The organism is Pseudomonas sp. PvP009, from assembly GCF_017832995.1.
GTDB lineage: Bacteria > Pseudomonadota > Gammaproteobacteria > Pseudomonadales > Pseudomonadaceae > Aquipseudomonas > Aquipseudomonas syringae.
In genome coordinates, this window is sequence record NZ_JAFIBG010000001.1 from 1,895,519 (window position 1) to 1,921,273 (window position 25,755).

At 60.1% G+C, this 25,755-nt stretch carries 22 protein-coding genes and 1 pseudogene; 9 read left to right on the forward strand and 14 right to left on the reverse strand.

All coding sequences use genetic code 11. The features are described 5' to 3' along the window. Positions 1 to 15: 15 nt before the first annotated feature. The 4 genes from JOE29_RS08445 to glcD are packed head-to-tail and all read right to left on the reverse strand — an operon-like array spanning position 16 to position 4,251. Positions 16 to 423, reverse strand: a complete 408-nt coding sequence (locus JOE29_RS08445) for a heme-binding protein (protein WP_003344090.1) — start codon at positions 421 to 423, stop codon at positions 16 to 18. Positions 424 to 457: 34 nt separating this feature from the next. Continuing rightward, positions 458 to 1,690: a glycolate oxidase subunit GlcF gene (glcF, locus tag JOE29_RS08450; RefSeq protein ID WP_099315496.1), complete on the reverse strand. Its 1,233-nt coding sequence runs from the start codon at positions 1,688 to 1,690 to the stop codon at positions 458 to 460. Positions 1,691 to 1,693: 3 nt separating this feature from the next. Continuing rightward, positions 1,694 to 2,752 (reverse strand): glycolate oxidase subunit GlcE, encoded by a 1,059-nt coding sequence (gene glcE, locus JOE29_RS08455; RefSeq protein ID WP_058447199.1) that lies wholly within the window; start codon positions 2,750 to 2,752, stop codon positions 1,694 to 1,696. Beyond that, complete coding sequence (gene glcD / locus JOE29_RS08460) at positions 2,752 to 4,251, reverse strand: glycolate oxidase subunit GlcD (RefSeq protein WP_024684012.1); 1,500 nt, start codon at positions 4,249 to 4,251, stop codon at positions 2,752 to 2,754. The genes glcE and glcD overlap by 1 nt, the downstream gene beginning before the upstream one ends. Before the next feature lie 139 nt (positions 4,252 to 4,390). Between glcD and JOE29_RS25410 the strand changes: the two are divergent. Together JOE29_RS25410 and hppD are read left to right on the forward strand one after the other, a co-directional pair. After that, a pseudogene (locus JOE29_RS25410) lies at positions 4,391 to 4,546 on the forward strand (maleylacetoacetate isomerase); the annotation flags it as partial. A 142-nt stretch (positions 4,547 to 4,688) separates the two neighbouring features. Then, entirely contained in the window at positions 4,689 to 5,765 is a 1,077-nt protein-coding gene (gene hppD / locus JOE29_RS08465) for a 4-hydroxyphenylpyruvate dioxygenase (RefSeq protein ID WP_003315852.1), read from the forward strand. 60 nt (positions 5,766 to 5,825) lie between these two features. Here hppD and JOE29_RS08470 read toward each other — a convergent pair whose 3' ends face one another. Then, positions 5,826 to 8,024, reverse strand: coding sequence for an EAL domain-containing protein (locus tag JOE29_RS08470; RefSeq protein WP_074954598.1), 2,199 nt, complete (start codon positions 8,022 to 8,024; stop codon positions 5,826 to 5,828). 356 nt (positions 8,025 to 8,380) lie between these two features. On the opposite strand from JOE29_RS08470, the gene JOE29_RS08475 reads away from it, so the two are divergent. Further along, a complete protein-coding gene (locus JOE29_RS08475) occupies positions 8,381 to 9,955 on the forward strand; it encodes a sensor domain-containing diguanylate cyclase (RefSeq protein ID WP_210079352.1) in 1,575 nt (524 codons plus the stop codon). Between the two features lie 81 nt (positions 9,956 to 10,036). Here JOE29_RS08475 and JOE29_RS08480 read toward each other — a convergent pair whose 3' ends face one another. Beyond that, complete coding sequence (locus JOE29_RS08480) at positions 10,037 to 10,828, reverse strand: IclR family transcriptional regulator (protein WP_099315493.1); 792 nt, start codon at positions 10,826 to 10,828, stop codon at positions 10,037 to 10,039. 140 nt (positions 10,829 to 10,968) lie between these two features. On the opposite strand from JOE29_RS08480, the gene hmgA reads away from it, so the two are divergent. Both hmgA and fahA read left to right on the forward strand, forming a co-directional pair. After that, complete coding sequence (hmgA, locus tag JOE29_RS08485) at positions 10,969 to 12,273, forward strand: homogentisate 1,2-dioxygenase (RefSeq protein ID WP_210079354.1); 1,305 nt, start codon at positions 10,969 to 10,971, stop codon at positions 12,271 to 12,273. Further along, positions 12,273 to 13,568: a fumarylacetoacetase gene (fahA, locus tag JOE29_RS08490; RefSeq protein WP_099315491.1), complete on the forward strand. Its 1,296-nt coding sequence runs from the start codon at positions 12,273 to 12,275 to the stop codon at positions 13,566 to 13,568. The genes hmgA and fahA overlap by 1 nt, the downstream gene beginning before the upstream one ends. Positions 13,569 to 13,588: 20 nt before the next feature. Here the strand turns inward: fahA and JOE29_RS08495 are convergent, their stop codons facing one another. Beyond that, complete coding sequence (locus JOE29_RS08495; protein ID WP_003315845.1) at positions 13,589 to 14,203, reverse strand: TetR/AcrR family transcriptional regulator; 615 nt, start codon at positions 14,201 to 14,203, stop codon at positions 13,589 to 13,591. Positions 14,204 to 14,397: 194 nt separating this feature from the next. Here JOE29_RS08495 and JOE29_RS08500 point away from each other — a divergent pair, with 194 nt between their 5' ends. The 3 genes from JOE29_RS08500 to JOE29_RS08510 all read left to right on the forward strand — a co-directional run bounded on the left by JOE29_RS08500 (position 14,398) and on the right by JOE29_RS08510 (position 17,848). Then, positions 14,398 to 15,504, forward strand: coding sequence for an MBL fold metallo-hydrolase (locus JOE29_RS08500; protein WP_210079356.1), 1,107 nt, complete (start codon positions 14,398 to 14,400; stop codon positions 15,502 to 15,504). A 113-nt stretch (positions 15,505 to 15,617) separates the two neighbouring features. Next, the gene (locus tag JOE29_RS08505; protein ID WP_044313355.1) at positions 15,618 to 16,844 is read left to right on the forward strand and encodes a cyanate transporter; all 1,227 of its coding nucleotides are present in this window, start codon (positions 15,618 to 15,620) and stop codon (positions 16,842 to 16,844) included. A gap of 68 nt (positions 16,845 to 16,912) precedes the next feature. After that, on the forward strand, positions 16,913 to 17,848 hold the full coding sequence (locus tag JOE29_RS08510) for a LysR family transcriptional regulator (RefSeq protein WP_016568518.1): 936 nt from the start codon (positions 16,913 to 16,915) through the stop codon (positions 17,846 to 17,848). A gap of 7 nt (positions 17,849 to 17,855) precedes the next feature. On the opposite strand, the gene JOE29_RS08515 is transcribed toward JOE29_RS08510, so the two are convergent. The 6 genes from JOE29_RS08515 to JOE29_RS08540 form a co-directional block, all read right to left on the reverse strand. After that, positions 17,856 to 18,005, reverse strand: a complete 150-nt coding sequence (locus JOE29_RS08515; protein ID WP_002554136.1) for a hypothetical protein — start codon at positions 18,003 to 18,005, stop codon at positions 17,856 to 17,858. Positions 18,006 to 18,129: 124 nt separating this feature from the next. Then, positions 18,130 to 18,807 (reverse strand): type 1 glutamine amidotransferase domain-containing protein, encoded by a 678-nt coding sequence (locus JOE29_RS08520; RefSeq protein WP_103363142.1) that lies wholly within the window; start codon positions 18,805 to 18,807, stop codon positions 18,130 to 18,132. A 165-nt stretch (positions 18,808 to 18,972) separates the two neighbouring features. Further along, entirely contained in the window at positions 18,973 to 20,190 is a 1,218-nt protein-coding gene (locus JOE29_RS08525) for an aldose 1-epimerase family protein (RefSeq protein WP_003412206.1), read from the reverse strand. Between the two features lie 540 nt (positions 20,191 to 20,730). Continuing rightward, positions 20,731 to 21,081, reverse strand: a complete 351-nt coding sequence (locus JOE29_RS08530; RefSeq protein WP_004417166.1) for a hypothetical protein — start codon at positions 21,079 to 21,081, stop codon at positions 20,731 to 20,733. A 75-nt stretch (positions 21,082 to 21,156) separates the two neighbouring features. After that, the gene (locus tag JOE29_RS08535; RefSeq protein WP_074954623.1) at positions 21,157 to 22,089 is read right to left on the reverse strand and encodes a hypothetical protein; all 933 of its coding nucleotides are present in this window, start codon (positions 22,087 to 22,089) and stop codon (positions 21,157 to 21,159) included. Between the two features lie 65 nt (positions 22,090 to 22,154). Next, the gene (locus JOE29_RS08540) at positions 22,155 to 23,315 is read right to left on the reverse strand and encodes a TDT family transporter (protein ID WP_016568514.1); all 1,161 of its coding nucleotides are present in this window, start codon (positions 23,313 to 23,315) and stop codon (positions 22,155 to 22,157) included. Between the two features lie 128 nt (positions 23,316 to 23,443). On the opposite strand from JOE29_RS08540, the gene JOE29_RS08545 reads away from it, so the two are divergent. Further along, positions 23,444 to 24,397 (forward strand): LysR family transcriptional regulator, encoded by a 954-nt coding sequence (locus JOE29_RS08545; protein WP_210080006.1) that lies wholly within the window; start codon positions 23,444 to 23,446, stop codon positions 24,395 to 24,397. Here the strand turns inward: JOE29_RS08545 and JOE29_RS08550 are convergent. Beyond that, positions 24,331 to 25,746: a lipid II flippase MurJ gene (locus JOE29_RS08550; RefSeq protein WP_003427163.1), complete on the reverse strand. Its 1,416-nt coding sequence runs from the start codon at positions 25,744 to 25,746 to the stop codon at positions 24,331 to 24,333. The two genes, JOE29_RS08545 and JOE29_RS08550, sit on opposite strands and share 67 nt — an antisense overlap. Positions 25,747 to 25,755 lie beyond the last annotated feature (9 nt).

Consider the following 25,755-nt stretch of genomic DNA (forward strand, 5'->3'; position numbering starts at 1 on the left):
CAGCCGGGTCGACCGTCAGTCGGCGTCAAGCGCTGCGACGCCGGCCTTGGCGACCTGAGCATCCTGTTCGGCCTTCACGCCTGAAACCCCCAGCGCACCGATCACCTGGCCGTCGACGATGATCGGCACACCGCCTTCCAGGGAAGTCAGCAGCGGAGCACTCAGGAATGCAGTGCGCCCGCCATTGACCATCTCTTCGTAACCCTTGGACTCACGTTTGCCGAGTGCCGAGGTGCGGGCTTTTTCGATCGCGATGTAGCTGCTGATCGGTGCGGCGTCGTCCAGTCTCTCGAATGCCAGCAAATGGCCGCCGTCATCAACGACGGCGATGGAAACGGCCCAGCCATTGGCCTGCGCCTCTTCGCGTGCGGCACCGAGCATCAGGCTGACTTCGGTCTGGGTCAGTACGGCTTTGATCTTCATGGAGCTCTCCGGAGTAGTGATTATCGAATGGCGTTCAGTGTGATTCAGGCGTGCCAAGCGCCGCGTCGATCAGTTCGATCCAGTGCCGCACTGGCGTTCGGCCGGCGCTGGCCAGATGGGTCTGACAGCCTATATTGGCGGTGGCAATCACCTGCGGTTTGCCGCTCTCCAGTGCGTTCATGCGGTTGTCGCGCAGTTGACGGGCGATGGCAGGCTGGGTGATGGAGTAGGTGCCTGCAGAGCCGCAGCATAAATGACCGTCCGGCACTGTGGTCAGATTGAAGCCTAGACGAGTCAGGACACGCTCGACTTCGCCGCCGAGTTTTTGCGCGTGTTGCAGCGTACACGGGCAGTGAAACGCCAGGCGCTGATCGGTCTTGATGCCGAGGGTTTCCAGCGGTTCGTCGCGCAGCAGTTCGACCAGATCCTTGGTTCGCGCGCTGATCTGCCCGGCCTTGTCGGCATAGGCTGGATCATGGCGCAGCAGGTGGCCGTAATCCTTGACGAAGGCCCCGCAGCCGCTGGCCGTCTGGATCAGGCTTTCAGCACTGCCTTGCAACGCGGGCCACCACGCGTCGATGTTGCGCCGCGCCCGGTCCAGCCCTGCCTCCTGTGCATTGAGGTGATAATCCACGGCGCCGCAGCAACCCGCCTGGCTGACCGCCGTAATGCCGATGCCCAGACGATCCAGTACCCGCGCCGTAGCGCTATTGGTGTTTGGCGACAGGCCCGGCTGAACGCAACCTTCCAGGAGCAACACCTGGCGCGCATGACCGGTGTGCGGGCGAAGTCCGCCAGGATGGACCGTCTCCGGCAGCTTGGTGGCCAGGGTTTGCGGCAGCAACGGCCTGAACTTCAGGCCCATGCCGGTCAGGGATTTGAACAGTCCGGGGTGGGGGATGACGCGACGCAAGCCTTCACGCAGCACGCGTTCTGCAAGTGGCCGCGGCACCAGGGCCTCCACCGCCGCGCGACCGATGTCCAGCAGGTTGTGGTAATCCACCCCGGACGGGCAGGTGGTCTCGCAATTGCGACAGCTCAGGCAGCGGTCCAGATGCACACGGGTTTTCTCGGTGACCGGCTGACCTTCGAGCACTTGTTTGATCAGGTAGATCCTGCCGCGTGGACCGTCCAGCTCATCACCCAGCAATTGATAGGTCGGACACGTAGCGTTACAGAAACCGCAATGCACACAACTGCGCAGGATACGTTCGGCTTCTTCGGCGCGCGGCAGGGTTCTGGCGTGTTCACTCAATGTGGTCTGCATGTTTCAAAGCTCCGCGTACAGTCGACCGGGGTTGAAAATCCCCTGCGGGTCGAGTCGGGTCTTGAGTGCCTGATGGTAGCGCAGCACAGGTGCGGCCAACGGTTCAAACGGGCTGTCGACGACGCCTTGGCTGTAGCAGGTCGCATGGCCGCCAACCGCCATAGTGATCGCTCTGATGGTTTGTCCGTCAGCATCCGACTTGAGCCAGCGTTGCGCGCCACCCCAGTCGATCAACTGCTCGCCCGGCAGATCCGGCAGGCGGCTGTCAGCAGGTACACAGAGCCGCCACAGGGGCCGCGGGTCATCGAAGAAGGGCAGGCGGTGCGCATTCAACTGTTGCCAGTACGCGGCATCGAGCAGCTCGCCGCCGAGCCGGTCCCGGGCTGCGGCCACTGAACCTTCGCCGCCTTCCAGGCGCAGGCGCAATACGTGGCCATCATGGCTGGCCGCGCTGATCGGTATCGGTTGCTGACCCCACTCGGCAAGGCGCGCCAAGGCCAGCGCGCTGTCCATTTCCAGTGCGATGCTGCTGCACAGACGTGGTTTGGGCAGCACCTTGAGCGACACCTCGGTCAGCAGCCCCAGGCAGCCGAAACTGCCTGCCATCAGGCGTGAAACGTCATAACCTGCAACGTTCTTCATGACTTCTCCGCCGAAACGCAGGTGTTTGCCAAGACCGGTGATGACCCGTGTGCCCAGCACGAAATCACGCACCGATCCGCTCCACGGCCGGCGCGGTCCCGAGAGTCCCGCAGCGACCATGCCGCCGAGCGTCGCGGCGCCGAAGTCGGGCGGTTCGCAAGGCAACATCTGGCCTGCGGCATCCAGCGTCTGCATCAGTTCGTTCAATGGCGTGCCGGCGCGTGCAGTGATCACCAGTTCTGTCGGGTCATAACTGACGATGCCACGGTGCTCGCGGGTATCGAGTATTTCGCCAGCGGTTTCACGACCGAGAGAAGCCTTGCTGTTGCCGCCCTGAATACGTAACGGCGTTTCGTCACGCAGCGCCTGATTGACCCGCTCGAGCAGTGCCTGGCTGACGTCGTTGTCCATCGTGCTCATCAGAAACGCTCCAGGTCGGGGAACGGCAATTGCCCGGCGTGGATGTGCATGGCACCAAATTCCGCGCAGCGATGCAGGGTCGGGATGTTCTTGCCGGGGTTGAGCAGGCCACTGGCGTCGAATGCCGCCTTGATGGCATGGAAGAAGGTCAGCTCGTCGCTATTGAACTGGGCGCACATCTGATTGATCTTCTCGCGACCGACACCGTGCTCGCCGGTAATGCTGCCGCCGACCTTGACGCACAGCTCGAGGATTTTGCCGCCCAGTGCCTCGGCGCGCTCCAGCTCACCCGGTTGATTGGCATCGAACAGGATCAGCGGATGCATGTTGCCATCGCCCGCATGAAACACGTTGGCGACGCGCAAGCCGTATTGCTCGGATAGCTCCCTGATGCTGCGCAATACGCCCGGCAACTCACGGCGTGGGATGGTCCCGTCCATGCAGTAGTAGTCCGGCGACAGGCGACCCACGGCCGGGAAAGCGTTTTTGCGCCCGGCCCAGAAGCGGACCCGTTCGGCTTCGTCTTTGGCCTGGCGCACTTCGGTAGCGCCTGCCAGTGTCAACACCTCGCTAACCCGTTCGCAGTCGGCATGTACATCGGCTTCCACGCCGTCCAGTTCACAGAGCAGGATGGCTTCGGCATCGACCGGGTAGCCTGCGTGAATGAAATCCTCGGCGGCACGAATCGCCAGATTGTCCATCATCTCCAGCCCGCCGGGGATGATGCCCGCGGCGATGATATCGGCCACCGCGCGCCCGGCCTTTTCCACTGAATCGAACGCCGCCAGCAGCACCTTGGCCACTTGTGGTCTGGGCAACAGCTTGACCGTGACTTCGGTAATGACGCCGAGCATGCCTTCGGAGCCGGTGAACAGTGCCAGCAGGTCGAAGCCCGGCGAGTCCAGCGTGTCGCTGCCCAGCGTCATCGGCTCGCCTTCCACCGTCAGGATCTCGACCTTGAGCAGGTTATGCACGGTCAGCCCGTATTTGAGGCAATGCACGCCACCGGCATTTTCCGCCACATTGCCGCCGATGGAGCACGCGATTTGCGAGGACGGGTCCGGCGCGTAATACAGGCCGTGGGGCGCTGCCGCCTGGGAAATGGCCAGGTTGCGCACGCCGGGCTGAACCCGCGCCAAGCGCGCGGAGGGATCTATATCGAGGATCTGGTTAAAACGCGCCATGACCAGCAGCACGCCTTTTTCCAGCGGCAACGCGCCTCCCGACAGCCCGGTGCCCGCCCCGCGAGCGACCACCGGTACGCGACGTGCGTGGCACAGCCTGAGCAGCGTCTGTACTTCTTCCACATGCCGCGGCAATGCCACCAGCATCGGTGTGGTGCGATAGGCCGACAACCCGTCGCACTCATAAGGCCGCAGCTCTTCGGGACGATGCAGGATGTCCAGGTCGGGCAACTGCTGTTGCAGCGCCTGCAACAGCAGCTGCTTGTCGACGGCGGGCAGCACGCCGTCGATGCGTTCGTCGTACAGAATGTTCATCAAGCCACCCTGGGTTGTTTTTGTCGGGTTAATGCATCCTAGCTCATTCGCTGCGAGGCTTGAGTTGACAGCGAGGGTCCGATCCCGCAATTTACGCATGACGTAATAGGTTTACGAAAATAAAAAACACCGCATCCATGCGAATATTTACCTGCTACCCCAGTTGTACGCAGCGCATCGTTACCGCGTAGGCCCGACTGCATTCGTGCGTATTCAGCGGGTCGAGCATCTGGCCCGGCAGCCCTCGGTCTTTTACCAGGCACACCCTGATGCACAATCGGATAAGCCGGAGTAGGCTGCCCTCATGAAGATTCTTGGTCTGCAACTGATATTCGGTGATTTTCTCGCACGCAGCGTGCGAGGCATCCCGTGTGCGCCGCCCGCAGGACAGTGATTGCCAGGGTTACCCACTCTCACTTTCCTGCAAGGAGCCAGTCATGGCTGATCTCTACGAAAACCCCATGGGCCTGATGGGCTTTGAATTCATCGAATTCGCATCACCGACGCCCAACAGCCTTGAGCCTGTGTTCCAGATGATGGGCTTCACCAAAGTCGCAACGCACCGCTCCAAGGACGTGTCCCTGTTTCGTCAGGGGGCGATCAACCTGATCCTCAACAACGAACCGCACAGCCTGGCATCTTACTTTGCCGCCGAGCATGGTCCTTCGGTATGCGGTATGGCGTTCCGCGTGAAAGATGCGCAGAAGGCCTATAACCGGGCACTGGAACTGGGCGCACAACCGCTGGAAATCGCTACCGGGCCCATGGAATTGCGCCTGCCCGCGATCAAGGGCATCGGTGGCGCGCCGTTGTATCTGATCGACCGCTTCGGCGAGGGCACGTCGATCTACGACATCGATTTCAACTTCATCGAAGGCGTTGACCGCCATCCGGTCGGTGCCGGTCTGAAATTCATCGATCACCTGACCCACAACGTGTACCGCGGACGCATGGCGTATTGGGCCGGTTTCTATGAAAAGCTGTTCAATTTCCGCGAGCTGCGTTACTTCGACATCAAGGGCGAATACACCGGCCTGACCTCCAAAGCCATGACCGCCCCGGACGGCATGATCCGCATTCCGCTGAACGAAGAGTCGTCCAGGGGCGCGGGTCAGATCGAAGAGTTTTTGATGCAGTTCAATGGCGAAGGCATTCAGCACGTGGCGTTCTTTACCGATGACCTGATCAAGACCTGGGACGCGCTGAAAGCAACCGGCATGCGCTTCATGACCGCGCCACCCGACACCTACTACGAGATGCTGCAAGGCCGCCTGCCCGATCACGGTGAGCCGGAGGCCGAGCTCAAGTCACGCGGTATTCTGCTCGATGGTTCTTCCGAAGGGGGCGAGCGTCGTTTGCTGTTGCAGATATTCTCCGCAACGCTGATGGGCCCGGTGTTTTTCGAATTCATTCAGCGCAAAGGCGATGACGGGTTTGGCGAAGGCAACTTCAAGGCACTGTTTGAATCCATCGAACGCGACCAGATTCAGCGTGGTGTCCTGACGCCGGACTGAGCAATCATAAAAAGCGTCCGTCTTGCGCGATCAGACGAGCCTGCCCAGGCTCGTTCTGAGTCATTTGTGCTTGAGAACGTCAGCTTGCCGGTTGTGAGAAGAGATATAGCGCTCGGTGAAGTCATGCGCCGGCATGGGGCGACCATACAGATAGCCTTGGCCTTCGTCGCATACATAATGGCGCATCAGACTTTCCTGCTCACGGGTTTCTATGCCTTCTGCCGTGACCTGAAGATTGAAGCCGTTTGCCAGCCTGACAACGGCCTCGACGATGACTTCATCTTTTTTGCTGCGCTCTACGCCACTTACGAATGAGCGGTCAATCTTCAGTCGTGTCACCGGATAGTCTTTCAGCAGGCTCAGGGACGCATAGCCGGTACCGAAATCGTCGAACGCGATGCCCACACCCAACGAGCGAAGGTGACGCAGCGGTTCCATAATGCGCTGCTCGTTTCGCAAGATGATGTTTTCCGTGATCTCCAGTTCGAGTGAGTGTGCAGGCAAGGAAAAGTCTTCAAGCGCACTTTCAACCATTTCGGCAAAGTCGCGCATGCGAAACTGCGCAGCGAACAGGTTGACGCCGATGCGGAATTCCTCGCAGCCGGTATTTCGCCATTTCGCTGCCTGCTCACAGGCTGAACGCAGTATCCATTCGCCCACCGGCACCGCAAGCAGGCCTGCTTCCAGTGCGGGCAGAAAAACCGCCGGGGACACGACGCCCAGTGTCGGATGGTTCCAGCGTATAAGGGCTTCGGCTCCGGTGATACGACCATCCGCAAGTCGTACCTGAGGTTGGTAGTAAAGCTCGAACTCTTTGTTGGCCCATGCCTGACGCATCGATGAGCTGAGCGCTCCTCTTCTTGAAGCGGTCTGTCGATGCTCGGAGGTGAAGGTGCGAACCAGGGAGCGTCCGTCAGACTTGGCCTGGTAGAGCGCCAGATCCGCATTGCCGAGCATTTGCTCATCGTCGTAATCAGCGCCAGACCTTACGGAGACGCCGATGCTGGCGCCGATGTAGATTGAATTGTCTTCAAACTCTATCGGTTCCTCGATGACCGCGATGAGCGTCAGGCCCAGCTTGATCGCCCTTTCAGGGTCTGCGGTGTCGGACAGGAACACGACAAACTCATCGCCGCCCAGACGCGAGACCATATGGCAGGCCGGTACGTGTTCGCGAAGACGGTGAGAGGTCACCTTGAGCACAAAATCACCTGCAGCGTGGCCCAACGTGTCGTTGACGTCCTTGAAGCCGTCCAGATCGATCAGCAGGATGGCTGCTGACAGCTGCGCGTCGCACGCCTCCTTGATCCGCCTTTTGAGTGTCGATCGATTGGCAAGCCCGGTCAGGTGATCGTATTCGGCCGCATGCTTGAGTAATTTGTCCGCCTCGACACGCTGGGTGATGTCCCGAATGATCGCTCCGAATTGTGGCTCGCCGGCATACGTCCATTGTGAGAGCGAGAGCTCAATGGGGAGGGTGTGACCGTCGCGATGGATGGCCGTCAGGTTGATGGATTTTCCGATAATGGAGGCCGGGCCACCCGCAGCAACCCTCGATAAACCTGCATGGTGCCTGGAGCGCATTTCGGGCGGAATAATGATGTCGAGAGGCTTGCCCATGGCGTCCTCGGATCGATGCCCGAAAATGAGTTCGGCCGAGTTGTTCCATGAGATGATCCGGTTTTTGCTGTCCGAGCAGATGATCGCGTCGGGTGAAGTCGAGGTGATATTCATGAAGCGGGTATGGCTGTCTTCATTCTCGAGCGTGAGCCGACGCAACTCCATTCTCTCGATGACCATGACCGCCAGGTCCTGGAGAACCAGCTGATCTCGCTCCGAGAAAGTCTCCCGAGGTTTATTGTCGATCAGGCACAGGCTGCCCAGCACATGACCGCTGGCGGTTATCAGCGGCGCCCCGGCATAAAAGCGAATATGGGGAGCGCCGACTACCAAGGCGTTTGAGCTGAACCGCTCATCCTGCAATGCATCAGGCACCAGAAAAACGTTACGGCCCATGAGCGCAAAATTGCAGAATGAAACGTCGCGGCCCGTTTCGCAGACATCGAGGCCAACGCGCGCCTTGAAGAATTGCCGGTCTCGATGAACCAGAGAAATCAGAACAATGGGCACATCGAAAATCCGCGATGCCATTTGCACGATCTGATCGTATTCGTGCTCAGGTGGGGTATCCATCAGCGAAAAGGCATTCAAGATACGAATACGTTCTTCGTCATCATCGCCGACTGGGTAACTATTCATTTGAGGCCATCGCTAAACGCTGATCGCACGCGAGACACGAAGCGATCGATGGGTAACGCCGCTGTGTCGGCACCGGTGGAGGTACCCTGCCAGCATGCGCTTGCGCCACGCCGGAAAAGGAAAGTCAGATACATGCAGCACCTCTTGCGGTAGCGTCTCGATAGCTGTCCAAGGCAGCTTAGAAGCTATATCGTCAAAAAGCCGGATACCTGTAACAACTTCTCGAGCAACTAGCGTGGCGGGTATGGATCCAACTAAGGCCAGTATTACCCGGTCGTAACGAAGTGTTCAGGTTTGGCGTCGCAAGGGTATGGAAACTGCATAGCGGTTTTCACTGCCAATTTGATGACGACCCTATGCAGCGGCTTTTCTCTATTTCGACGAGGCTTGCACCTTCGGCGCTCAGCAAGGCGTTGATCGGTTTCATTGCCCTGGTCTGTCTATCGTTGATCCTGGCCACCGCCTGGCAGATGAACCAATCCAAGCTCGAGCGCGTCGCCACTGCCAGGATTGCGGTGTCCAATATCGTGCTTGCTGCTGAACAGCAGGCTCAGGACACCCTGCAGCAGGCTGACAATACGCTGCGTGACCTTGCCGAGCGTGTTGAGCAGGATGGCGCCGCAGGCGAGCAGCAAAGCCGCTTGACCAGACTGATGGCTCAAGACCTGGTCAACGTCAAAGGGCTTCAGGGGCTGTTCATCTACGATGCTCAAGGCAACTGGGTCGCCAACTCCTTTGCCAAGGGCGTGCAGACCCGCAACAACGAAGACCGTGCTTACTTCATCTACCACCGCGACAACCCTGACCCGTCCATTCATGTAGGGTCCATTGTTGAAAGCCGCAATACAGGGGACATGGTCATCCCGGTCAGTCGGCGTATCAATGCGGCGGATGGCAGTTTTGCAGGCGTTGCACTCGCCACCGTGCCGGTGGCTTATTTCCAGGCGTTTTTCCAGCGTATGGATGTAGACGACAAGGGTGTGATCTTCCTCGCTCTGAATAATGGCGACCTGCTTGCGCGGCGGCCCACCTTAACCGCACTGATGACCACCAATGTAGCCAAGGGCGATATCTTCACGCGCTATCTGCCGTACAGCGACAGCGGCACCGCAGTGATCAACTCCGTGGTGGATGGGGTGGAAAGGGTATACGCCTATCGGCGCGTGTCCGGATTGCCCATCGTCGCCGCTGCCGGTATCTCCAGTCAGCATGTGTTCGCGCCCTGGTGGGCCTATGCACAGCGGTCCATGACCATCACCGGCATCATTATCCTGGCGCTGGTCTTTCTGGGCGTGCTGTTGTACCGGCAAATCCAGCAGTTGATCACGGCGGAGGGTGAACTGAATATCGCCAGGAACGACCTGGAGATCATCGCTCACACGGACAGCCTGACGCACCTGGCCAATCGACGTTGCTTCGATACGGCCTTGCAGCAGGAGTGGGGGCGGGCGAGCCGGAATGATGCAACCATCGCAATTATTTTGCTGGATATCGACTGGTTCAAACAATACAACGACACCTACGGCCATCTGCAGGGTGACGACTGCCTGAGGCAAGTGGCGGGGCTGATTGGCAACAGTCTCGACCGGTCTGGGGATATGGCTGCACGTTACGGCGGCGAAGAGTTTGTCATTCTGTTGCCTGAAACCGGCCTGGCAGGGGCGCTGAAACTTGCGGAAAAAATCAGATCATCCATTGAAGCCAGTTGTATCGAGCACTCGTCCAGCCCGCTGGGCAGGCTGAGCATCAGCTCGGGCGTGGTGGCGGTCAACGCGGCAGAGAAGAATCGGCATACTGCTGCGCTGGAGGAAGCGGATCGACTCCTTTACCTGGCCAAAACCAAAGGGCGTAACCGTGTCGAAGGTCGCTTGATTCAAGGGTGGCAAGCAGATAGTCATTTTGCCAGGGTATCCACAGCGTCCACTCGATAGTCGAGCGTCATGGATCTGTACCTGCACAGGGTTGCTATCAATATGTTCGGCAAACCAACGTATGTCGCCGCAGGCGCAACGTCAGTCTGACGGACGGCTACCTCCCATGCGCTCGCTGATTGTCACCGCCGTTTGCAAAAGCCTTCTGGCCGCCAGACTCTGCGTCTCGTCGTTCAACACCGATCCCGGTCCGACGACCGTGATCACGCCCACCAGCTTGTTACCCATGGCGAATAGCGGTGACGAGGCTGCGTTGATACCCGGCATCAGCAAGCCCTGAATCTGGTGCACGCCAGTGGTGCGAATCTGCTCGACATGCTGCTCGACCTCACGCAACTGGCTGGCGCTCAGCAACGGCACTTCCTGCTCGCGAAGCGCTGCGGTTTCGCGCCCGTTCAGAAAACTGTCGAACACCAGGCCGGTGGACGAGCCGAGCAGCGGCAGCACCGAACCGATCTGCGTGACCAGCGTCACCGCACCCATCGAGGGCTCGACGTACACCACGGTCGGCCCCTTGTTGCCCCATACCGCCAGAAAGCAGGTCTGATTCAACTCGTCGCGCAAGCTGGCCAGCCAGGGGGCCGACACTTTGAGGACATCCAGCTTGCCGAGCGAGGCCAGCCCGACCTGCAACGCCTCGCGCCCCAGCCCATAGTGATTGTTGACAGCATCCTGTTCGGCAAAGCCACTGGCAATCAGCGCCTGCAGATAACGATGGACCTTGCTGGCGGGCATGCCCAGGTGTTCGGCCAGTCTCGACAGGGACGTGGCAGGGGAGAGTTCAGCGAGCGCCTTGAGCACGCCCAGCCCGACTTCGGCGGCCTGGACCTTTTGCGGGCGTCCGCCTGCGGGGCTTTCGGTTTGCTGGGTCATGGGGTGTTGTGCGCCGATCGGGAAAGGCAGCTTTATAGCTTGACCGGCTGGCAAACTCAAATTACGTTATGCGTAATCGCTTTACGTAAAATAATGTTTCGTCCTGTCTCTGCCCGACCCCATGACAACAAGAGGTCCAGATGGCTATCCACTCCAGTTCCGACGCATTGGTTTATCAGTCGGGCTTCGGCAACCAGTTCAGCAGCGAGGCGCTGCCCGGTGCGCTGCCCGTTGGCCAGAATTCGCCGCAGAAGCATCCGCTGGGTCTGTATGCCGAGCAGTTCTCGGGCACCGCTTTTACGGTCGCGCGCAGTGAAGCCCGACGTACCTGGCTGTATCGGATCAAGCCATCGGCAGCCCATCCGCGTTATCAGCGCATGGATCGGCAGATCGCCGGTCAGGAGCAGGGGCCGATCAACCCCAATCGGTTGCGCTGGAATGCCTTCGACATCCCGGCGGCACCGACTGATTTCATCGACGGTCTCATCCCCCTCGCCAGCACCTCGGCGGCGGAGCAGGCCGAGGGTGTCAGCGTTTACCTGTACACCGCCAACACCTCCATGCAGCGAGCGTTCTTTAGTGCGGATGGCGAATGGCTGGTGGTGCCGCAGCAGGGCCGACTCAGAATCGTCACCGAACTGGGCTTGCTGGACATCGAACCCCTGGAAATCGCCGTCTTGCCGCGAGGTTTGAAGTTCTGCGTCCAACTGCTCGACAGCAGCGCTCGTGGGTACCTCTGCGAGAATCACGGTTGCGCCTTGCGCCTCCCGGAACTGGGCCCGATCGGCAGCAACGGGCTGGCTAATTCACGTGATTTTCTGAGCCCGGTCGCCTGGTTCGAAGACAGTCGCCAGCCAATGCAACTGGTGCAGAAGTTCCTCGGCGAACTGTGGTCGACGCAACTGGAGCATTCACCGTTCGACGTGGTGGGCTGGCACGGCAACAACGTTCCGTACAAATACGACCTGCGGCGTTTCAACACCCTCGGGACGGTCAGCTACGATCACCCGGACCCGTCGATTTTCACCGTGTTGACCTCACCGGGGGCTATTCACGGCCAGGCCAATATCGATTTCGTGATTTTTCCGCCGCGCTGGATGGTGGCGGAAAACACCTTCCGCCCGCCGTGGTTCCACCGCAATCTGATGAATGAATTCATGGGCCTGATCGACGGCGCGTACGATGCCAAAGCCGAAGGCTTCATGCCCGGTGGCGCTTCGCTGCACAATTGCATGAGTGCGCATGGCCCCGATAATGTCACCGCCGAAAAGGCCATTGCCGCCGAGCTGAAACCGCACAGGATCGACAACACCATGGCCTTCATGTTCGAGACCGGCAAGGTGTTGCGCCCCAGTCGTCACGCGCTCGACTGCCCGCAACTGCAAACCGATTACGATGCCTGCTGGAAGGACATGGCCAGGACGTTTACCCAGGAGCCACGCTGATGACTACCGCGCTCAATCGTCGTAGCTGGGTCGAATCTGCCAACGGGCATGCCGATTTCCCCCTGCAGAACCTGCCGATTGGCGTGTTCAGCCATGGCCAGACCGCTCCGCGTGGTGGGGTGGCCATCGGCGACAGGATTTTCGATCTGCGCGTGGCAACAGAGTCCGGGGTGTTTCAGGGGCAGGCCGCCGAAGTAGCTGAAATTGCCAGCCGCGACCAGCTCAATGATTTTCTTGCGCTGGGTGCCGCTGCCCGACGGGCGTTGCGCGCCGCCTTGTTGCAGTTGCTCGATGAAAACAGTCCACAGCGTGACAGGCTACAGGGCGTTGGCGGTTTGTTGCTGCCGATGAGCGAGTGCACGTTGCACATGCCGGCTCGGGTGGGTGATTACTCGGACTTTTACGTCGGTATTCATCATGCACTGAATGTCGGCAAGCTGTTCCGCCCGGACAACCCACTGCTGCCCAACTACAAGTACGTGCCGATCGGCTATCACGGCAGAGCGTCGACCTTGTGTCCCTCCGGTACGACGGTGCGGCGGCCCAACGGGCAAACCCTGGTGCCAGGCCAGGAGGTTCCCGTTTTCGGTCCCTGCAAACGCCTCGATTACGAGCTGGAGTTGGGGGTCTGGATCGGGCCGGGGAATGCCCAGGGCGAGGCCATCGGGATCGATCAGGCTGCCGAACACATCGCCGGGTTGTGCCTGCTCAACGACTGGTCGGCGCGTGACATACAGGCATGGGAATACCAACCATTGGGACCGTTTCTGTCCAAGAGCTTTGCCACGACGATCTCGCCCTGGGTGGTAACCTCCGAAGCACTTGAGCCGTTTCGTCGCGCGCAACCGCCGCGTCCGGAAGGCGATCCGCAACCGTTGGCGTATCTGCTGGATGACCACGATCAGCAGCGCGGGGCGCTGGATATCGAGCTGGAAGTGCTGCTGCTGACTGCACAGATGAAAGCCGACGGGCTGGCGCCTCATCGGTTAGGTCTGAGCAACGCGCTGAACATGTACTGGACAGTGGCGCAGATGGTTGCGCATCACAGCGTCAACGGCTGCAAGTTGCAACCGGGAGACCTGCTCGGCACCGGTACGTTGTCCGGCCCCCAGGAAGGTCAGTACGGCAGCCTGCTGGAGATGACCGCAGGCGGCAAGCAACCGGTGACCTTGCCTAATGGCGAAACGCGAATGTTCCTGCAGCGGGGCGACGAGGTGATTCTGCGTGCCCGTTGTCATCGCGAAGGGCACGTCTCGATTGGCTTCGGCGAGTGCCGGGGCGTTGTGCTCGACTGAAAATAACGTGTCCGGCTGCTTCAGCGGGCTATTTCGTACCAGCCGAGAAACATGTCCAGCGTCGATTCGACCACCGTGTGCTGCTCCTCGGGGGTAAGCAATGCCGCACTGAAGGTCACCTGCGGCCAGAACGCGAACGACTTGAGCAACGCATGCATTTGCGTCGCGGCAAAGGCCGGGTCGACCGGTTTCAGACGGCCGTCCTTCTGCGCGGCGCGAATCCAGGCACTGAAGGTTTCTTCTCGTTCATTGATCCGCGCCATCCACACCTGCGCCCGCTCGGGCGAGTGAATGGTCGCGCCAACCACCACGCGGGCCAGGTCGAGGAAGTGACTGTTGGTCAGGTTGCGCATCTTGCCCCAGAGCAATTCCCGCAACTGCTCGCGCAAGCCGATCTGCGGATGAAAAACCACTTCGGCCTGCGGCGGGGCGCAGCTCCAGAGGCGCTGCAGCATCTCGGCGAACAGTTCTTCCTTGCTGGGGAAGTGGTTATAGACCGTGCGTTTGGAAACCTCGGCCCGCGCGGCGATCCGGTCCATGCTGGTGATCTCGAAGCCACGATCGCCGAATTCGGCGATAGCCGCCTGGACGATGGATTCGCGTTTCTGATCGGTGAGGCGCATGGGTTCGGTCATAGGTTCGCTTCAAACGTGCGTTTAGAGAAAATTACACTCAGCAGTTTACTTGTCGCCAAGGATCATGCAACCTTAAAACTACACCGTGTAGTGTAAAACACTGTTACATATTTTCCCTCGGACATCCTGCAACAGGATCACGTACGAAGTATGCACGGCTGGAGCCTCAACCTGCCCCCAGGAGTCAGCGAACCATGGCCTCGACGCATCAGAAAAAGGACTCTTCTTCACTGCCTGTCTTGTCCCGTCACGAAGGGCGATACCGCAATCACGCCACCATGAAGCCATCGAGCCTGCTGCGCACGCTCGGTATTTTCTGGGATCAAGCGTTCAACAAGCCCGAGGACACACGCCCGGCAGGCGACATTCCGGTACAGCCGCTGTCGCGTCAGCAATTGCTGGCTGCACCGAACAATACGGTGTACCGCCTGGGGCACTCGACCGTTCTGCTCAAACTGCGCGACCAGTTCTGGCTGACCGACCCCGTGTTTGCCGAGCGTGCCTCGCCCGTGCAGTGGGCGGGCCCGCAGCGCTTTCATCAGCCGCCGATCAGCCTCGAAGAATTGCCACCGATCACAGCGGTGATCCTTTCGCACAACCATTACGACCACCTCGATCGCATGGCGATCAAGGCGCTGACCGAAAAGACCGAGCATTTTCTGGCGCCGCTTGGCGTGGGCGATACGTTGATCGAGTGGGGCGTGCCTGCGCACAAGGTGCATCAACTGGACTGGTGGCAGTCCACCGAGGTGGCGGGAATCGAGTTCGTCGCCACACCCTCACAGCATTTCTCCGGGCGCACGCTGCTCGACAGCAACCGCACCTTGTGGGCGTCCTGGGTGATGATCGATGGCGATCAGCGGATCTTCTTCAGTGGCGACAGCGGTTACTTCGATGGCTTTAAAACCATCGGCGAGCAATACGGACCGTTTGACCTGACCCTGATGGAAACCGGCGCCTACAACGTCGAGTGGCCCGATGTGCACATGCAGCCCGAGCAGACGCTGCAGGCGCACCTGGACCTGCGCGGTCGCTGGTTGCTGCCGATCCACAATGGCACCTTCGACCTGTCGATGCATGCCTGGCACGAGCCGTTCGATCGCATTCTGGCTCTGGCTTGGGAGCAGAATGTCTCGATCACTACGCCGATGATGGGCCAGCCGTTCTATGTGCAGTACCCGTGTCGCGGTCTGACCTGGTGGTTGGCCGTGGATGAGGTGGTTGAGGTGGTTGAGTCTGAAGCTGAAGCCGCCCAGCCGGAGGCCGCAGAATCCTGCAGTTGCCGTCGCCAGAACGCCTGAAAACCATCTTTGGCAACGGTGAACTGATTTTTAAATAGCATGGCCCAGATTTTGATTTGTCACTTGAGCACGCGCCCGGCCTAATCGTGACCATCAATAGCGATGGTGACGGTATGCAGATGCGTGGTTCGGCGGTTCAGAATATGGGGTTGATGATCAGTGTCCTGTTGGTGGCGCTGAACCTGCGCCCGTCGATGGCTGCGGTCGGTCCATTGCTGGTGGCGATTCGGCTGGACGTTCCGCTCGGTTTCGGAACGGCGTCGTTGCTGACCATGTTGCCGGTCATGAGCATGGGACTGGCGATGTTTTTCGGCATGGGCATCGCTCGTTACCTGGGATCGTATCGCAGCATCCTGCTTTCACTGGTGCTAATCGGTTTGGCAACCGTGGCGCGTCTGTTTCTCGATTCTGCTGCTGAACTGATCCTCAGCGCTGTGCTGGCGGGGCTGGGTATCGCCTTGATTCAGGCGCTGATGCCTGCGTTGATCAAATCGCGTTTCAAGGCCAACGTGTCCCTGTGCATGGGATTTTATGTGACCGCGATTATGGGTGGCGCCGCGTTGGCTGCTTCATTCAGCCCTCTGGTGATGGACAGCAGTGGCAGTTGGCGCGTCGGCCTGGCGGTCTGGTCGCTACTGGTTCTTCTGGCGATGTGCTTCTGGTTTGCCCAGCGGCACGCTTTGCAGTCCGACGCGTCAACCGCTGCAGGGCACCGGCAGACTTTTTTTCACATGCCTCGGGCCTGGATGCTGGGGATTTTCTTCGGCCTTGGCACGGCGTCCTATACCTGCGTGTTGGCCTGGCTGGCGCCGTATTATCTGGAGAATGGCTGGAGTGAGCAGAGTGCAGGGCTGCTGCTGGGCTTTCTGACCCTGATGGAGGTCGTATCGGGTCTGCTGGCTCCGGCGCTGGCCAACCGCAGTCGCGATAAGCGCATGGCGCTGGTTGTGCTGCTGACGTTTATGATGATTGGCTTTGCCGGGCTGATTCTGATGCCGCAACAGATGGGCCTGCTGTGGACAGGCCTGCTGGGGTTGGGGATTGGCGGTCTTTTTCCGCTGAGCCTGATCGTGTCCATGGATCATTTCGATGATCCACAACAGGCGGGTGGCCTGACGGCATTCGTGCAGGGCGTGGGTTATCTGATCGCCAGCCTGTCGCCGCTGCTTGCCGGCGTCATTCGTGACCTGACGGGCAGCTTTGCGGGTGCATGGTGGTCACTGATGGCGTTGGTCGCGATCATGCTGTTGATGGTGGTGCGACTCGATCCCCGACGTTATGCTGATCATCTGCGCAACGCACTCGACGAACCTGTCATCACTGGCAGGGAGGCGGCATGATTGCATTTTGATGCTATCTTGTGCGCGTTGACCTGACCGCCCGGTCACAGCGCCAGCGAGATACCTTGATGCTTAACAGTAATGCCCTGAGAAAGCTGGACATGCAGGACCTGATGGTCTTTGTCTCGGTGTATGAGCAGCGCAACCTGACTCTGGTCGCGGAAGCGTTGCATGTCAGCCAGTCGACGGTCAGTTACTGCCTGAAAAAGCTGCGTGCGAACTTCGAGGACGATCTGTTCATCTGCACCCGCAACGGCATGCGTCCGACCCGCAAGGCGCTGGCCATGCACGACCATGTGCAGCAGATTCTCCGCTCGGTCAATCTGTGCCATAACGGCCTCGATCTGTTCGACCCGACTCGTGCACAGACCACCTTCACGGTCTGTGCCCCTGAGTATTTCGAGCTGCTGGTATTGCCGCATTTGCTGCGTGACTTCGCTGCCGCCGGTTGCTCGGTGACGGTCAATGTGCAAAAGCTTGAAAAGCAGTTGCCGGCCGAGCAATTGAATGATGGCCTGTTTGACCTTGCCCTGTGCTTCGGGCCTGGTTTTCACCGAGTCCCGGACAGCCTGATTTCGCAGGTGTTGATGGAGGATGATCTGGTGTGCGTCATGGACTCCAGGTTCGCGCCGCTCAGCGCCCTGATCGACCTGCAAACCTTTATCCAGCACCGCCATGTCTACCCGACGCCGTGGACGTCCGATACCAACATGGTGGATGGCTGGCTGCAGCGGCAGGGGCTTGAGCGCAATATCGTCGCACGGGCCAACAGCTACCGCGCAGCCTTGCAGTTGCTGGAAGGCACCGATTTCATGCTGGTGCTGCCACGCCGTATTCAAACGCTGCTGGGTAATGAACTGTGGATTTCCGTATTCGAACTGCCGCCTGACCTGCCTGGCTTCAGTCTGGACATGCTATGGAGCGCCCAGGCGGATCGAGACGAAGCCAGTGGCTGGCTGCGTGAACAAGTCGTGAAGGTGTGTGCCGAACGCGGCTTGCTCTGACGCGGTATCAGTTGCCGGACTTGTCTTTCTGCGGGTCGGGCGAAGTGGCAGGTCGGGCCTGTTCACCCTGCTGATTGAGCTGTTTGTTTTTCTCGCCCACTTTGCCGGCGTTTTCAGGCTTGTGATCGAGGTCTTCGCGTTTGGATTCATCAGCCATGACCGTACTCCTTATTGTCGGGGTGTGGTTATTGGTCAGTGTGGCGGGTGCAAGATTCGATTTAAATGACGCGCGGTCCGTTGCCCGATGCTGATAGCGTCGGACGCCGAACCGCGCAAATCGATTAGCTCAGCAGAGTGATCAGGTCTTTGGCTGCCTGCGCAGAGCTGGCCGGGTTCTGGCCAGTCACCAGCTTGCCGTCGGTCAGCACGTGGACGCCCCAGTCCTCAACTTTGGAATAGTCACCGCCCAGTTGCTTGAGCGTGTCTTCGACCAGAAAAGGCACGACCTTTGTCAGGCCGACCGCCTCTTCTTCACTGTTGGTGAAGCCTGTGACGCTGCGGCCCTCGACCAGAGGCCGGCCGTTCGGCGCTTTTACGTGACGCAATACGCCAGGTGCGTGGCAGACCATTGCGTGTGGCTTGTCTGCTTTGGCAAAGGCCTCGATCAGCGCGATGGAGTGCTTGTCTTCAGCCAGGTCCCACAGCGGGCCGTGACCGCCCGGGTAGAACACGGCATCGAAATCGGCAGCATTGACGCCAGACAGAAGGCCGGTGTTAGCGAGCGCTTTCTGTGCATCAGCATCTTTGGAGAAGCGCTTGGTGTCTTCGGTCTGAGCGTCGGGCTCATCGCTTTTCGGGTCCAGCGGTGGTTGACCGCCTTTCGGAGAAACCAGCGTAATGTCGGCACCGGCCTCTTTGAACGCGTAATACGGCGCAACGAACTCTTCGAGCCAGAAACCGGTTTTCTTGCCGGTGTCGCCCAGTTGGTCATGGGATGTCAAAACCATCAGGATTTTCATGTGCGTGCTCGTCTTCGAGGGGTTGAGAGGGTGTAGACAGGCGAAAACCTCAAGTGTTGTGAGAATTTTTACCTCCGGAAGGAGCAGGGCCGGATGTCGACACAATGGCTTGCGTCGACATCCGGCCCTGTTTCACCGCTGCGTTGGAGAAACGTCAGATGAGGATCATTGCTCTTTGGTCAGATCCACCAGCGGCTCTTTGCGCACTTCGGTCTCGCGACCGTCCTGAATGTGCTTGACCTGTCCAAGGGCTTTGTCGACCGCGCCTTTGTCAGCCAGCAGGCTGTAACTGATCTGGAACTGACGTTGCTCTTTCGGGGCAATGGTTGGTACCAGATTCAGCGGGCGCTGGAAGCGGCGGTTATAGGAGAAGCTGGTCCCCGGTTCCAGCCCGGTGACGTAGCCCTGACCTTTGGTGTCGGTGTTTTTCCACAGCGAGAACACCGGCAACTGTTTGGTATTGAAACCGACCGACACGCCCAGGCTGCCAGCCTTGTTGTGCAGCACGGTCAGCGTGTCACCCTTGGCATCACCGTAGGGCACGATGTTGTAGACCGTCTCGTCGTAATCCGGCGTCGGCGCGCGGTAGGTCTGCCAGTCGCCGAGATCACCCTTGGCTTTGTCGTTGAACGGCGAGACCTGCTTGACCGGCGCTTCGAAACGCGCCCCTTGCTCGAGGAACGGCGTGCTGAAGTTGCTGTGGTACAGCGCCTGGTATTCCTTCGGATAGTCGCCATTGTTGGTCAGTGTATCGTTGAGCGAAAAGCTTGTGCTTCCTGGCTCGGTGACCAGTTCGGTCTGCACCGAGAAGTCGACCTTCTTGAACGCCTGCTCCTTCAATTCGCCCTTGAGGCGGATTGCGTACGGCGGTTTTTCGTCGATCTGCAGTGTCACCTTGCTCGCCGGAATGTTGGCGGCACGGCCGTGCAGGGTCAGCAACTCGCCGTTGTCCATCCCGGGATGGCCCACCCACTCGTAGCCGCAGCGAGCTACCAACTCGTTGAAACCTTCCAGCCAGCCCAGGCCGCCGCGGCCATTAAGCTCGATGAAGGCCGGATTGACCACGTCCTTGACCGGCGAATCCCAGCCCATGCGCACATCGCCGACTGACGCCTGCAGCACATTCATGCCACGGGTCGGGACGACTGACAGCTTCATCGTGCCATTGTCGATATCGATGATGCTCACGCCCTCCTGACGACCGCCATGCAGCGTACGCATCGTGACAGTGAACGGCTTGTCGGTCTTGACGCCCAGTTGCTGACTGGTGATCTGCTGATTCTGCGCAGCCTTGTCGGTGTCGAGCAGCACGTAATCCCAGGCAAACACACTGGAAGCGGCTGTAAGAGCACCGAGGCCTACGAGCAGAGGAAGGGATTTCATGGTGGTGGTCCTTCTGTAATTATTGGAATTATGGTGTTGCCTATCATCTGAACAGCTATTTAACGCCGAGTTAAACGATTCAGCAATGGGCTGAGTCCGGGCAAAGCACTTTTCAACCACAATGGCACTGACGGCACAGAGTGTGAGGTTACTTTAGCCTCATCAAAATCACTCGCTGATGGTCGAAAAGGAGGCCTGAGTCGAACCCCAGTCCACCTGAAATCGCAGAACCGCTGTGTGACGCAGAGCGTCACGAACTGCATTCCCACGCGCAGCGCTCAGCGTTATACACACGTTCTAGAATGCCCGGAATAAAGGACTTACAGGCTTCTGCCCGAAGGGCGTGGAAGTGAGCCGGGTGACGCTTCGCTTGTTCGCGAAGACGGTGTTTCAGTCGATGTATTTTCGGCGATTATACAGCCCCCTTCGCGAACAAGTTCGCTCCCACGGCCTTCGGCCAGAATCAAAAGCAGACTTGTGTATAACGATGAGTAACGAGAGGTGCCTCGGTCAAACATAACCAGGCAGTTAAAGCACCGCTCATTGAGAGTCAGGTGACTGCCCCGGAACCTGATCGAGCCCAAGCTGCCCGGCTGCCGCCTCACCCAGCAACCGCTCGATCTGCGCATGCTCCCAGCCACTGAGCAAACTTACCGGATCAGTGCGCAGCCAGCTTTCGAACGAGCCTTCCCGACCCAGCGGACAGCGGCACGCCCGACAGCGGGTCGGGCTGCCCTCGGTGACTTCCAGCGTCAGCAGCCAGCCGTCGATGTCCACCTGTTGCAGCCCGAAGCCGGAGGGTGTGCCGGTAAACTTCAGCGACCGTGTACCCATCGCAGCATCCCGCAGTTGCTGATACACCTCACGAGTCGTCAAAGCTTTCACAGGCATCACCCAATTCCATTTTGCTGAGTAAAGCACGATTCCGAATCGTGCCGGTTAAAGCAGACATGCGGGGCAGCTATATTAAAACGTCGACGGCGCACCAAACAGGCTTTCGATCTCGGGCCGGGTCTGGTTGATCGCACCCAATTGACGAATCAGCTCTGCCTGCCTGCTGCCACGCACACCAGCAGTGGTCATCAGCGCATCGCGTACGTAGGTGTAGACACCGCTGACACCGAACGGCGTGATGTAGCGAACATGCTTGCTGATGCCTTGAGTAATCGTCTTGAACTGCTCACTGGCATAGTAGGTCCGGCGCGTCCAGGCCGATTCGAACACCAACTCCATCATGACAATATTCAGGCGCGACGCTTCGACCTCATGATTAACATCCGGCGCAGGCGGTGCAGGCTTGGCGTTATCGTAAGGTTGTGCGAGGTGCAGGCGCAGTTTCAGCACGGCATCGGAACCTGCCATGTCATGGGCCAGCTGCTCAATGGCTTTTCGGGCTGCAGGCAGGTCAGCGCTGGCGAGATGAAAGTGCAGATGCATCTTGTCCAGTGTGGCGGTTTCGTTGGGGATCGGGTCAGGCAGGCGATCCACCAGGGTGCTGGAGCCATCCGGTACGTCGTAGGCGATGGTTTCCTCGAACATGTTCTGCTCGTCGGAGAACAGCAGGGCGCTGGCATCCTTGAATTGTTTCTGCGCTTCGGCGGACAGAAAGCCGATCTCCACGCCACCATCCAGTACGTAGCCAGGCAAGGCCGTAACGCCTTCGATGACTGGCCACAGGTGGCCGTCCTTTTCCCGCGTCAGGTGATGCTGAACATACCAGCCCAGACCTTCGAGCCTGGCGCACAGCGGGCCATGAACGTCGCGCCAGTAGGTCGCGAACAGTTCATGGGGAACGCCCGTTTTGCGCAGCACGGTGGTGTAGGAGTTGATGACGATGTTTTCATCGCGAGCGGCGTGGTTGCCGGAAAAGTGGCTGGCGGAAAATGCTGAGTTGGGCATGGAGGCTCTCTGTCATGAAGATATTCCTCTCAGGCGCCTCGCCGCCGAGGTAAGTTCAAGGAAACTTACCGGCGGACGCACCCTTGTGCTGCGATGCAGGGCGAGACGAACAGGTAACCCCGGTAGGCGCCGGCCAGAGTGCGTATCGACACGACCGACCACATCAGCGCCAGCAGCGCCACGAGCCACGAGCCAAAGACATCGAAGAAGCCCAGATGCAGGGTGGCGCCGAGTTTGAGCGTCGCCACTGCGTACACGCCGAGTGGAAAGGTGAACGCCCACCAGCCCAGGTTGAAGCCGATACCCTGTTTCACGTAGCGCGCTGTAATCAGCACGGCCAGCGCCATCCACCACAGACCCAGCCCCCAGAACAGCATACCGACCAGCACACCGATGCCTGCTGCCACCGTGCCGATGGATGCGAGGCCGTGGGCGGCGAAGATGGCCGGGGCGTCGCTGCCCATCACCAGCATGCCCAGTGCGCCCGTACCGATGGGACCGAGTGCCAGCCAGCTGGAGGCGGCCATGCTTTCGTGGGGCAGTTTATGCAGCGCCAGGCGCAACAGCAGGATCACCAGAATGCTCAACGCCACGGGCACCGAGTAGGCCCACAGTACGTAGCTGGTGATCAGCACCGTGAACTGCGAGTCAGCGCCCGCAAGATGCGTTGTCAGCGATCCCCCACAGGCCGCTGCAACTTCTGCCGCGACCACCGGTAACAACCAGACAGCAGTCATCTTCTCGATGCTGTGCTCCTGACGGGTGAACATCATGAAAGGGATCAGCACCCCACACGCCAGGGCCATCGCCACGTCCAGCCACCACAAGGCCTCGGCAACCGGGACAATGGCGCTGCCCCAGCGCGCCGGCCCGAACACCAGCAGGCCGTTGATGATGGTGGCCAGGCCCATGGGAATGGTGCCGAAGAACATCGACACGGTGGAGTGCCCGAAGACCTGACGCGCTTCATCGAAAAACAGCAACCAGCGGCTTGCGTACATCACGCTGAACAGCGTGAACAGGGCGATGTTCAGGAACCACAACGCTTCACCCAGCGCGCGCAGCGGGGCAGGGCTACCCGGCAGTTGAGCCAGCGCCAGCGACAGAATCCCGGTGCCCATGGTCACGGCGAACCAGTTGGGGGTGAATTGCCGAATCGCCTCCAGCGGGCTGGTCAGTGCTGCGAAGGGGGCGTTGCCCTTGATGAGGATTGCGAGTCTGCTCATGGCAGTTTCCTGCTGGTGATTTCGGGATGTGCCATCAGTCTACGGATCGACAGTCAATCTTCTAAACGGGTAATCTCTCTCATCGTTACCTGTTTTTCAGGTAGGTCTGCCCGGCGAGAGAGATGGCCTTGAGAATCAACCTGCGGCAATTACAGATTTTTTGCGCGATCACCCGCTGTGGCAGCACCACCAGCGCAGGCAGCGCTCTGGCGCTGTCCCAGTCAGCCACCAGCGCGGCCTTGAACGAGCTGGAAAGCGCGTTGGGTACGCGTTTGTTTGACCGGGTGGGCAAGCGTCTGCTGCTCAATGACAGCGGGCAGGCACTGCTGCCCCGTGCCATGAAGATGCTGGAAAACGCCCAGCAGATCGAGGACAGCTTTCTGTTGCCCGACGCGGCGTTGAATGCTCGCCTGCGCATCGGCAGTAGCAGCACCATCGGCAATTACGTTGTGCCGCAGATCGTCGGGGCACTGCGCGGCTCGACGCCTCAACTGCGAATCGATGTGGACATCGGCAACAGTGCACTGATCGCGCGCAAGGTCGCGCAGTTTGAAATCGATATGGGTCTCATCGAGGCTCCCTGTCATCTGCCTGAGCTGATCGCCGAGCCATGGCTGGTCGATGAAATGCTCATCGTCGCCGGCAGCGCTCATCCGCTGGCCGGGCAGGAACACGTGTCGCTGGGCGAACTGCAGAGCGCGGAGTGGCTGCTGCGTGAGCAGGGTTCGGGAACGCGCGAAGAGGTCGAACACTTGCTGCTCAGGCATTTGCATGACCTGCAGGACATGCGTCAGGTAGGCAGCTCGGAAGCGATCATGCGCACCCTCGCGCAAGGCATTGGCATCAGTTGCCTGTCCCGCCGTGTGGTCGCCGACCTGCTGGCCAGCAGGCAGTTGCGCACGCTCGCCAGCCCGCTGCCGCCGCTCAATCGCCGGTTCTTCATGATCAGGCACCGCGACAAGTTCATCTCGCCGAGCCTGGAGCGCTTCAGGGAAGCCTGCCGTCAGGCCGCCGATCAGGCTGACACGTTACGCCACGGCTTGAGCCACAACGCCAACCCGACCAGCAGTAGTGCGCCATAAACACAGCTCAGGCCCAGTTGCAGCCAGGTGTCGTGCAACGGATGCAGCAACAGGGCGGCGATAGCCATCAGCAGGCTGGCCAGCAACCAGTGGCTGCGCCACGGCAAGACATGCAGCAAAGACTGGCGGCGCATCAGCAGCACGCCGGTGACCAGCGCACCGCCCAGCGCGGCGAGGGCAATGCCGGTCAGGCCGAAGGCGACGGGCAGTGCGCCGAGCAGCAGCGCATTGCACAGACTGCCGACTAGTTCGCAATTGAGCGGCAGGCGTGTGTCACCGGCGGCGTAGGCATAGCGCGCCAGCAAGGCATTCCAGGCACCGAACATCAGCGGCACGGCAAACCAGGCCAGCAATTCCGGTAGCGGCCCGCCCTGGGTCTGATTGGGCAGCAACAGTGTTACCAGCGCCCCGGCCGCGCCGATCAGCCCGGCCACCGCCGGCAGGGTCAGCAAGGTCGCGCTGCCCAGCCCGCGTTTCAGCAGCGACAGGCGCTGATCGCCGGCACTGCCGCTCATCAGACCGAGTAACACCTGATTCAGGCTCATCAAGGCAATCAGCGGCAGGTTGATCAATTTGCGCGCCAGGTTGACCCAGGTCACCGCGCCTTCGCCGAGCAGCGAAGCCACCATGCGCTCCAGCAGGGCAAGCCCCTGGCTGGCCAGGTTGCTGCTCAGCAGCGGGCCGATGCGCTGCAACAGCTCACGCATTGCGCCAGCTTCCGATTGCCACTGCCAAGGCCGCCAGCCCGAGCGATACAGGGCTGGCAACAACACACCCGGCATCAGCACGCTACCCAGCACGCACGCGCTGGCCAGCCCGGTCGACGTCGAGGCATGGCTTAACGTGGCGAGGTAGATGACCGGCGGCAGGTTGAACAGCAGCGAGCCGAGCCCGGCGAGCACGAAGCGCGAGCGAGCCTGCAGCGGTACGCAAAACAGCGCATGCAGCATGAAACCCGGTGCGCACCAGGCCAGCCAGCGCAGGCCGCTGGCAGCCTGCGCGTAGCCGTCTGCGTCCAGCCCCGGACCGATCAGGCGCACCAGCCCCCCGGCGCTCAACAGCAGAATGACACTCACTGCCAGCCCGGTCAGTAACAGGCGCGGTGCCATGCCTCCCAGCCAGCGCTGTTGCCGTTCAGCGGTACGCTGCTGATAAAGGGGCAGGGCAGCGGCGCTGAGCAAGCCCGCCGCCAGTGACATGCGCAGCGCCTCGGGCAGGAACATCGAAACCAGAAACGCGTCGCTCTGGCCTCCGGCACCCCACGCCGCCACCAATAGCCATTCGCGGGCAAATCCGGCAGCCAGCCCGGTAAGGGTGGCCAGTGTCAGCCAAAGTGTCGAACCCAGCATCGTCTGCGC

What these genes read in the sequence shown, in the direction of transcription:
- JOE29_RS08445 (WP_003344090.1), bottom strand. Translation starts at nt 423, where the DNA reads ATGAAGATCAAAGCCGTACTGACCCAGACCGAAGTCAGCCTGATGCTC.
- glcF (WP_099315496.1), bottom strand. Translation starts at nt 1,690, where the DNA reads ATGCAGACCACATTGAGTGAACACGCCAGAACCCTGCCGCGCGCCGAA.
- glcE (WP_058447199.1), bottom strand. Translation starts at nt 2,752, where the DNA reads ATGAGCACGATGGACAACGACGTCAGCCAGGCACTGCTCGAGCGGGTC.
- glcD (WP_024684012.1), bottom strand. Translation starts at nt 4,251, where the DNA reads ATGAACATTCTGTACGACGAACGCATCGACGGCGTGCTGCCCGCCGTC.
- hppD (WP_003315852.1), top strand. Translation starts at nt 4,689, where the DNA reads ATGGCTGATCTCTACGAAAACCCCATGGGCCTGATGGGCTTTGAATTC.
- JOE29_RS08470 (WP_074954598.1), bottom strand. Translation starts at nt 8,024, where the DNA reads ATGAATAGTTACCCAGTCGGCGATGATGACGAAGAACGTATTCGTATC.
- JOE29_RS08475 (WP_210079352.1), top strand. Translation starts at nt 8,381, where the DNA reads ATGCAGCGGCTTTTCTCTATTTCGACGAGGCTTGCACCTTCGGCGCTC.
- JOE29_RS08480 (WP_099315493.1), bottom strand. Translation starts at nt 10,828, where the DNA reads ATGACCCAGCAAACCGAAAGCCCCGCAGGCGGACGCCCGCAAAAGGTC.
- hmgA (WP_210079354.1), top strand. Translation starts at nt 10,969, where the DNA reads ATGGCTATCCACTCCAGTTCCGACGCATTGGTTTATCAGTCGGGCTTC.
- fahA (WP_099315491.1), top strand. Translation starts at nt 12,273, where the DNA reads ATGACTACCGCGCTCAATCGTCGTAGCTGGGTCGAATCTGCCAACGGG.
- JOE29_RS08495 (WP_003315845.1), bottom strand. Translation starts at nt 14,203, where the DNA reads ATGACCGAACCCATGCGCCTCACCGATCAGAAACGCGAATCCATCGTC.
- JOE29_RS08500 (WP_210079356.1), top strand. Translation starts at nt 14,398, where the DNA reads ATGGCCTCGACGCATCAGAAAAAGGACTCTTCTTCACTGCCTGTCTTG.
- JOE29_RS08505 (WP_044313355.1), top strand. Translation starts at nt 15,618, where the DNA reads ATGCAGATGCGTGGTTCGGCGGTTCAGAATATGGGGTTGATGATCAGT.
- JOE29_RS08510 (WP_016568518.1), top strand. Translation starts at nt 16,913, where the DNA reads ATGCTTAACAGTAATGCCCTGAGAAAGCTGGACATGCAGGACCTGATG.
- JOE29_RS08515 (WP_002554136.1), bottom strand. Translation starts at nt 18,005, where the DNA reads ATGGCTGATGAATCCAAACGCGAAGACCTCGATCACAAGCCTGAAAAC.
- JOE29_RS08520 (WP_103363142.1), bottom strand. Translation starts at nt 18,807, where the DNA reads ATGAAAATCCTGATGGTTTTGACATCCCATGACCAACTGGGCGACACC.
- JOE29_RS08525 (WP_003412206.1), bottom strand. Translation starts at nt 20,190, where the DNA reads ATGAAATCCCTTCCTCTGCTCGTAGGCCTCGGTGCTCTTACAGCCGCT.
- JOE29_RS08530 (WP_004417166.1), bottom strand. Translation starts at nt 21,081, where the DNA reads ATGCCTGTGAAAGCTTTGACGACTCGTGAGGTGTATCAGCAACTGCGG.
- JOE29_RS08535 (WP_074954623.1), bottom strand. Translation starts at nt 22,089, where the DNA reads ATGCCCAACTCAGCATTTTCCGCCAGCCACTTTTCCGGCAACCACGCC.
- JOE29_RS08540 (WP_016568514.1), bottom strand. Translation starts at nt 23,315, where the DNA reads ATGAGCAGACTCGCAATCCTCATCAAGGGCAACGCCCCCTTCGCAGCA.
- JOE29_RS08550 (WP_003427163.1), bottom strand. Translation starts at nt 25,746, where the DNA reads ATGCTGGGTTCGACACTTTGGCTGACACTGGCCACCCTTACCGGGCTG.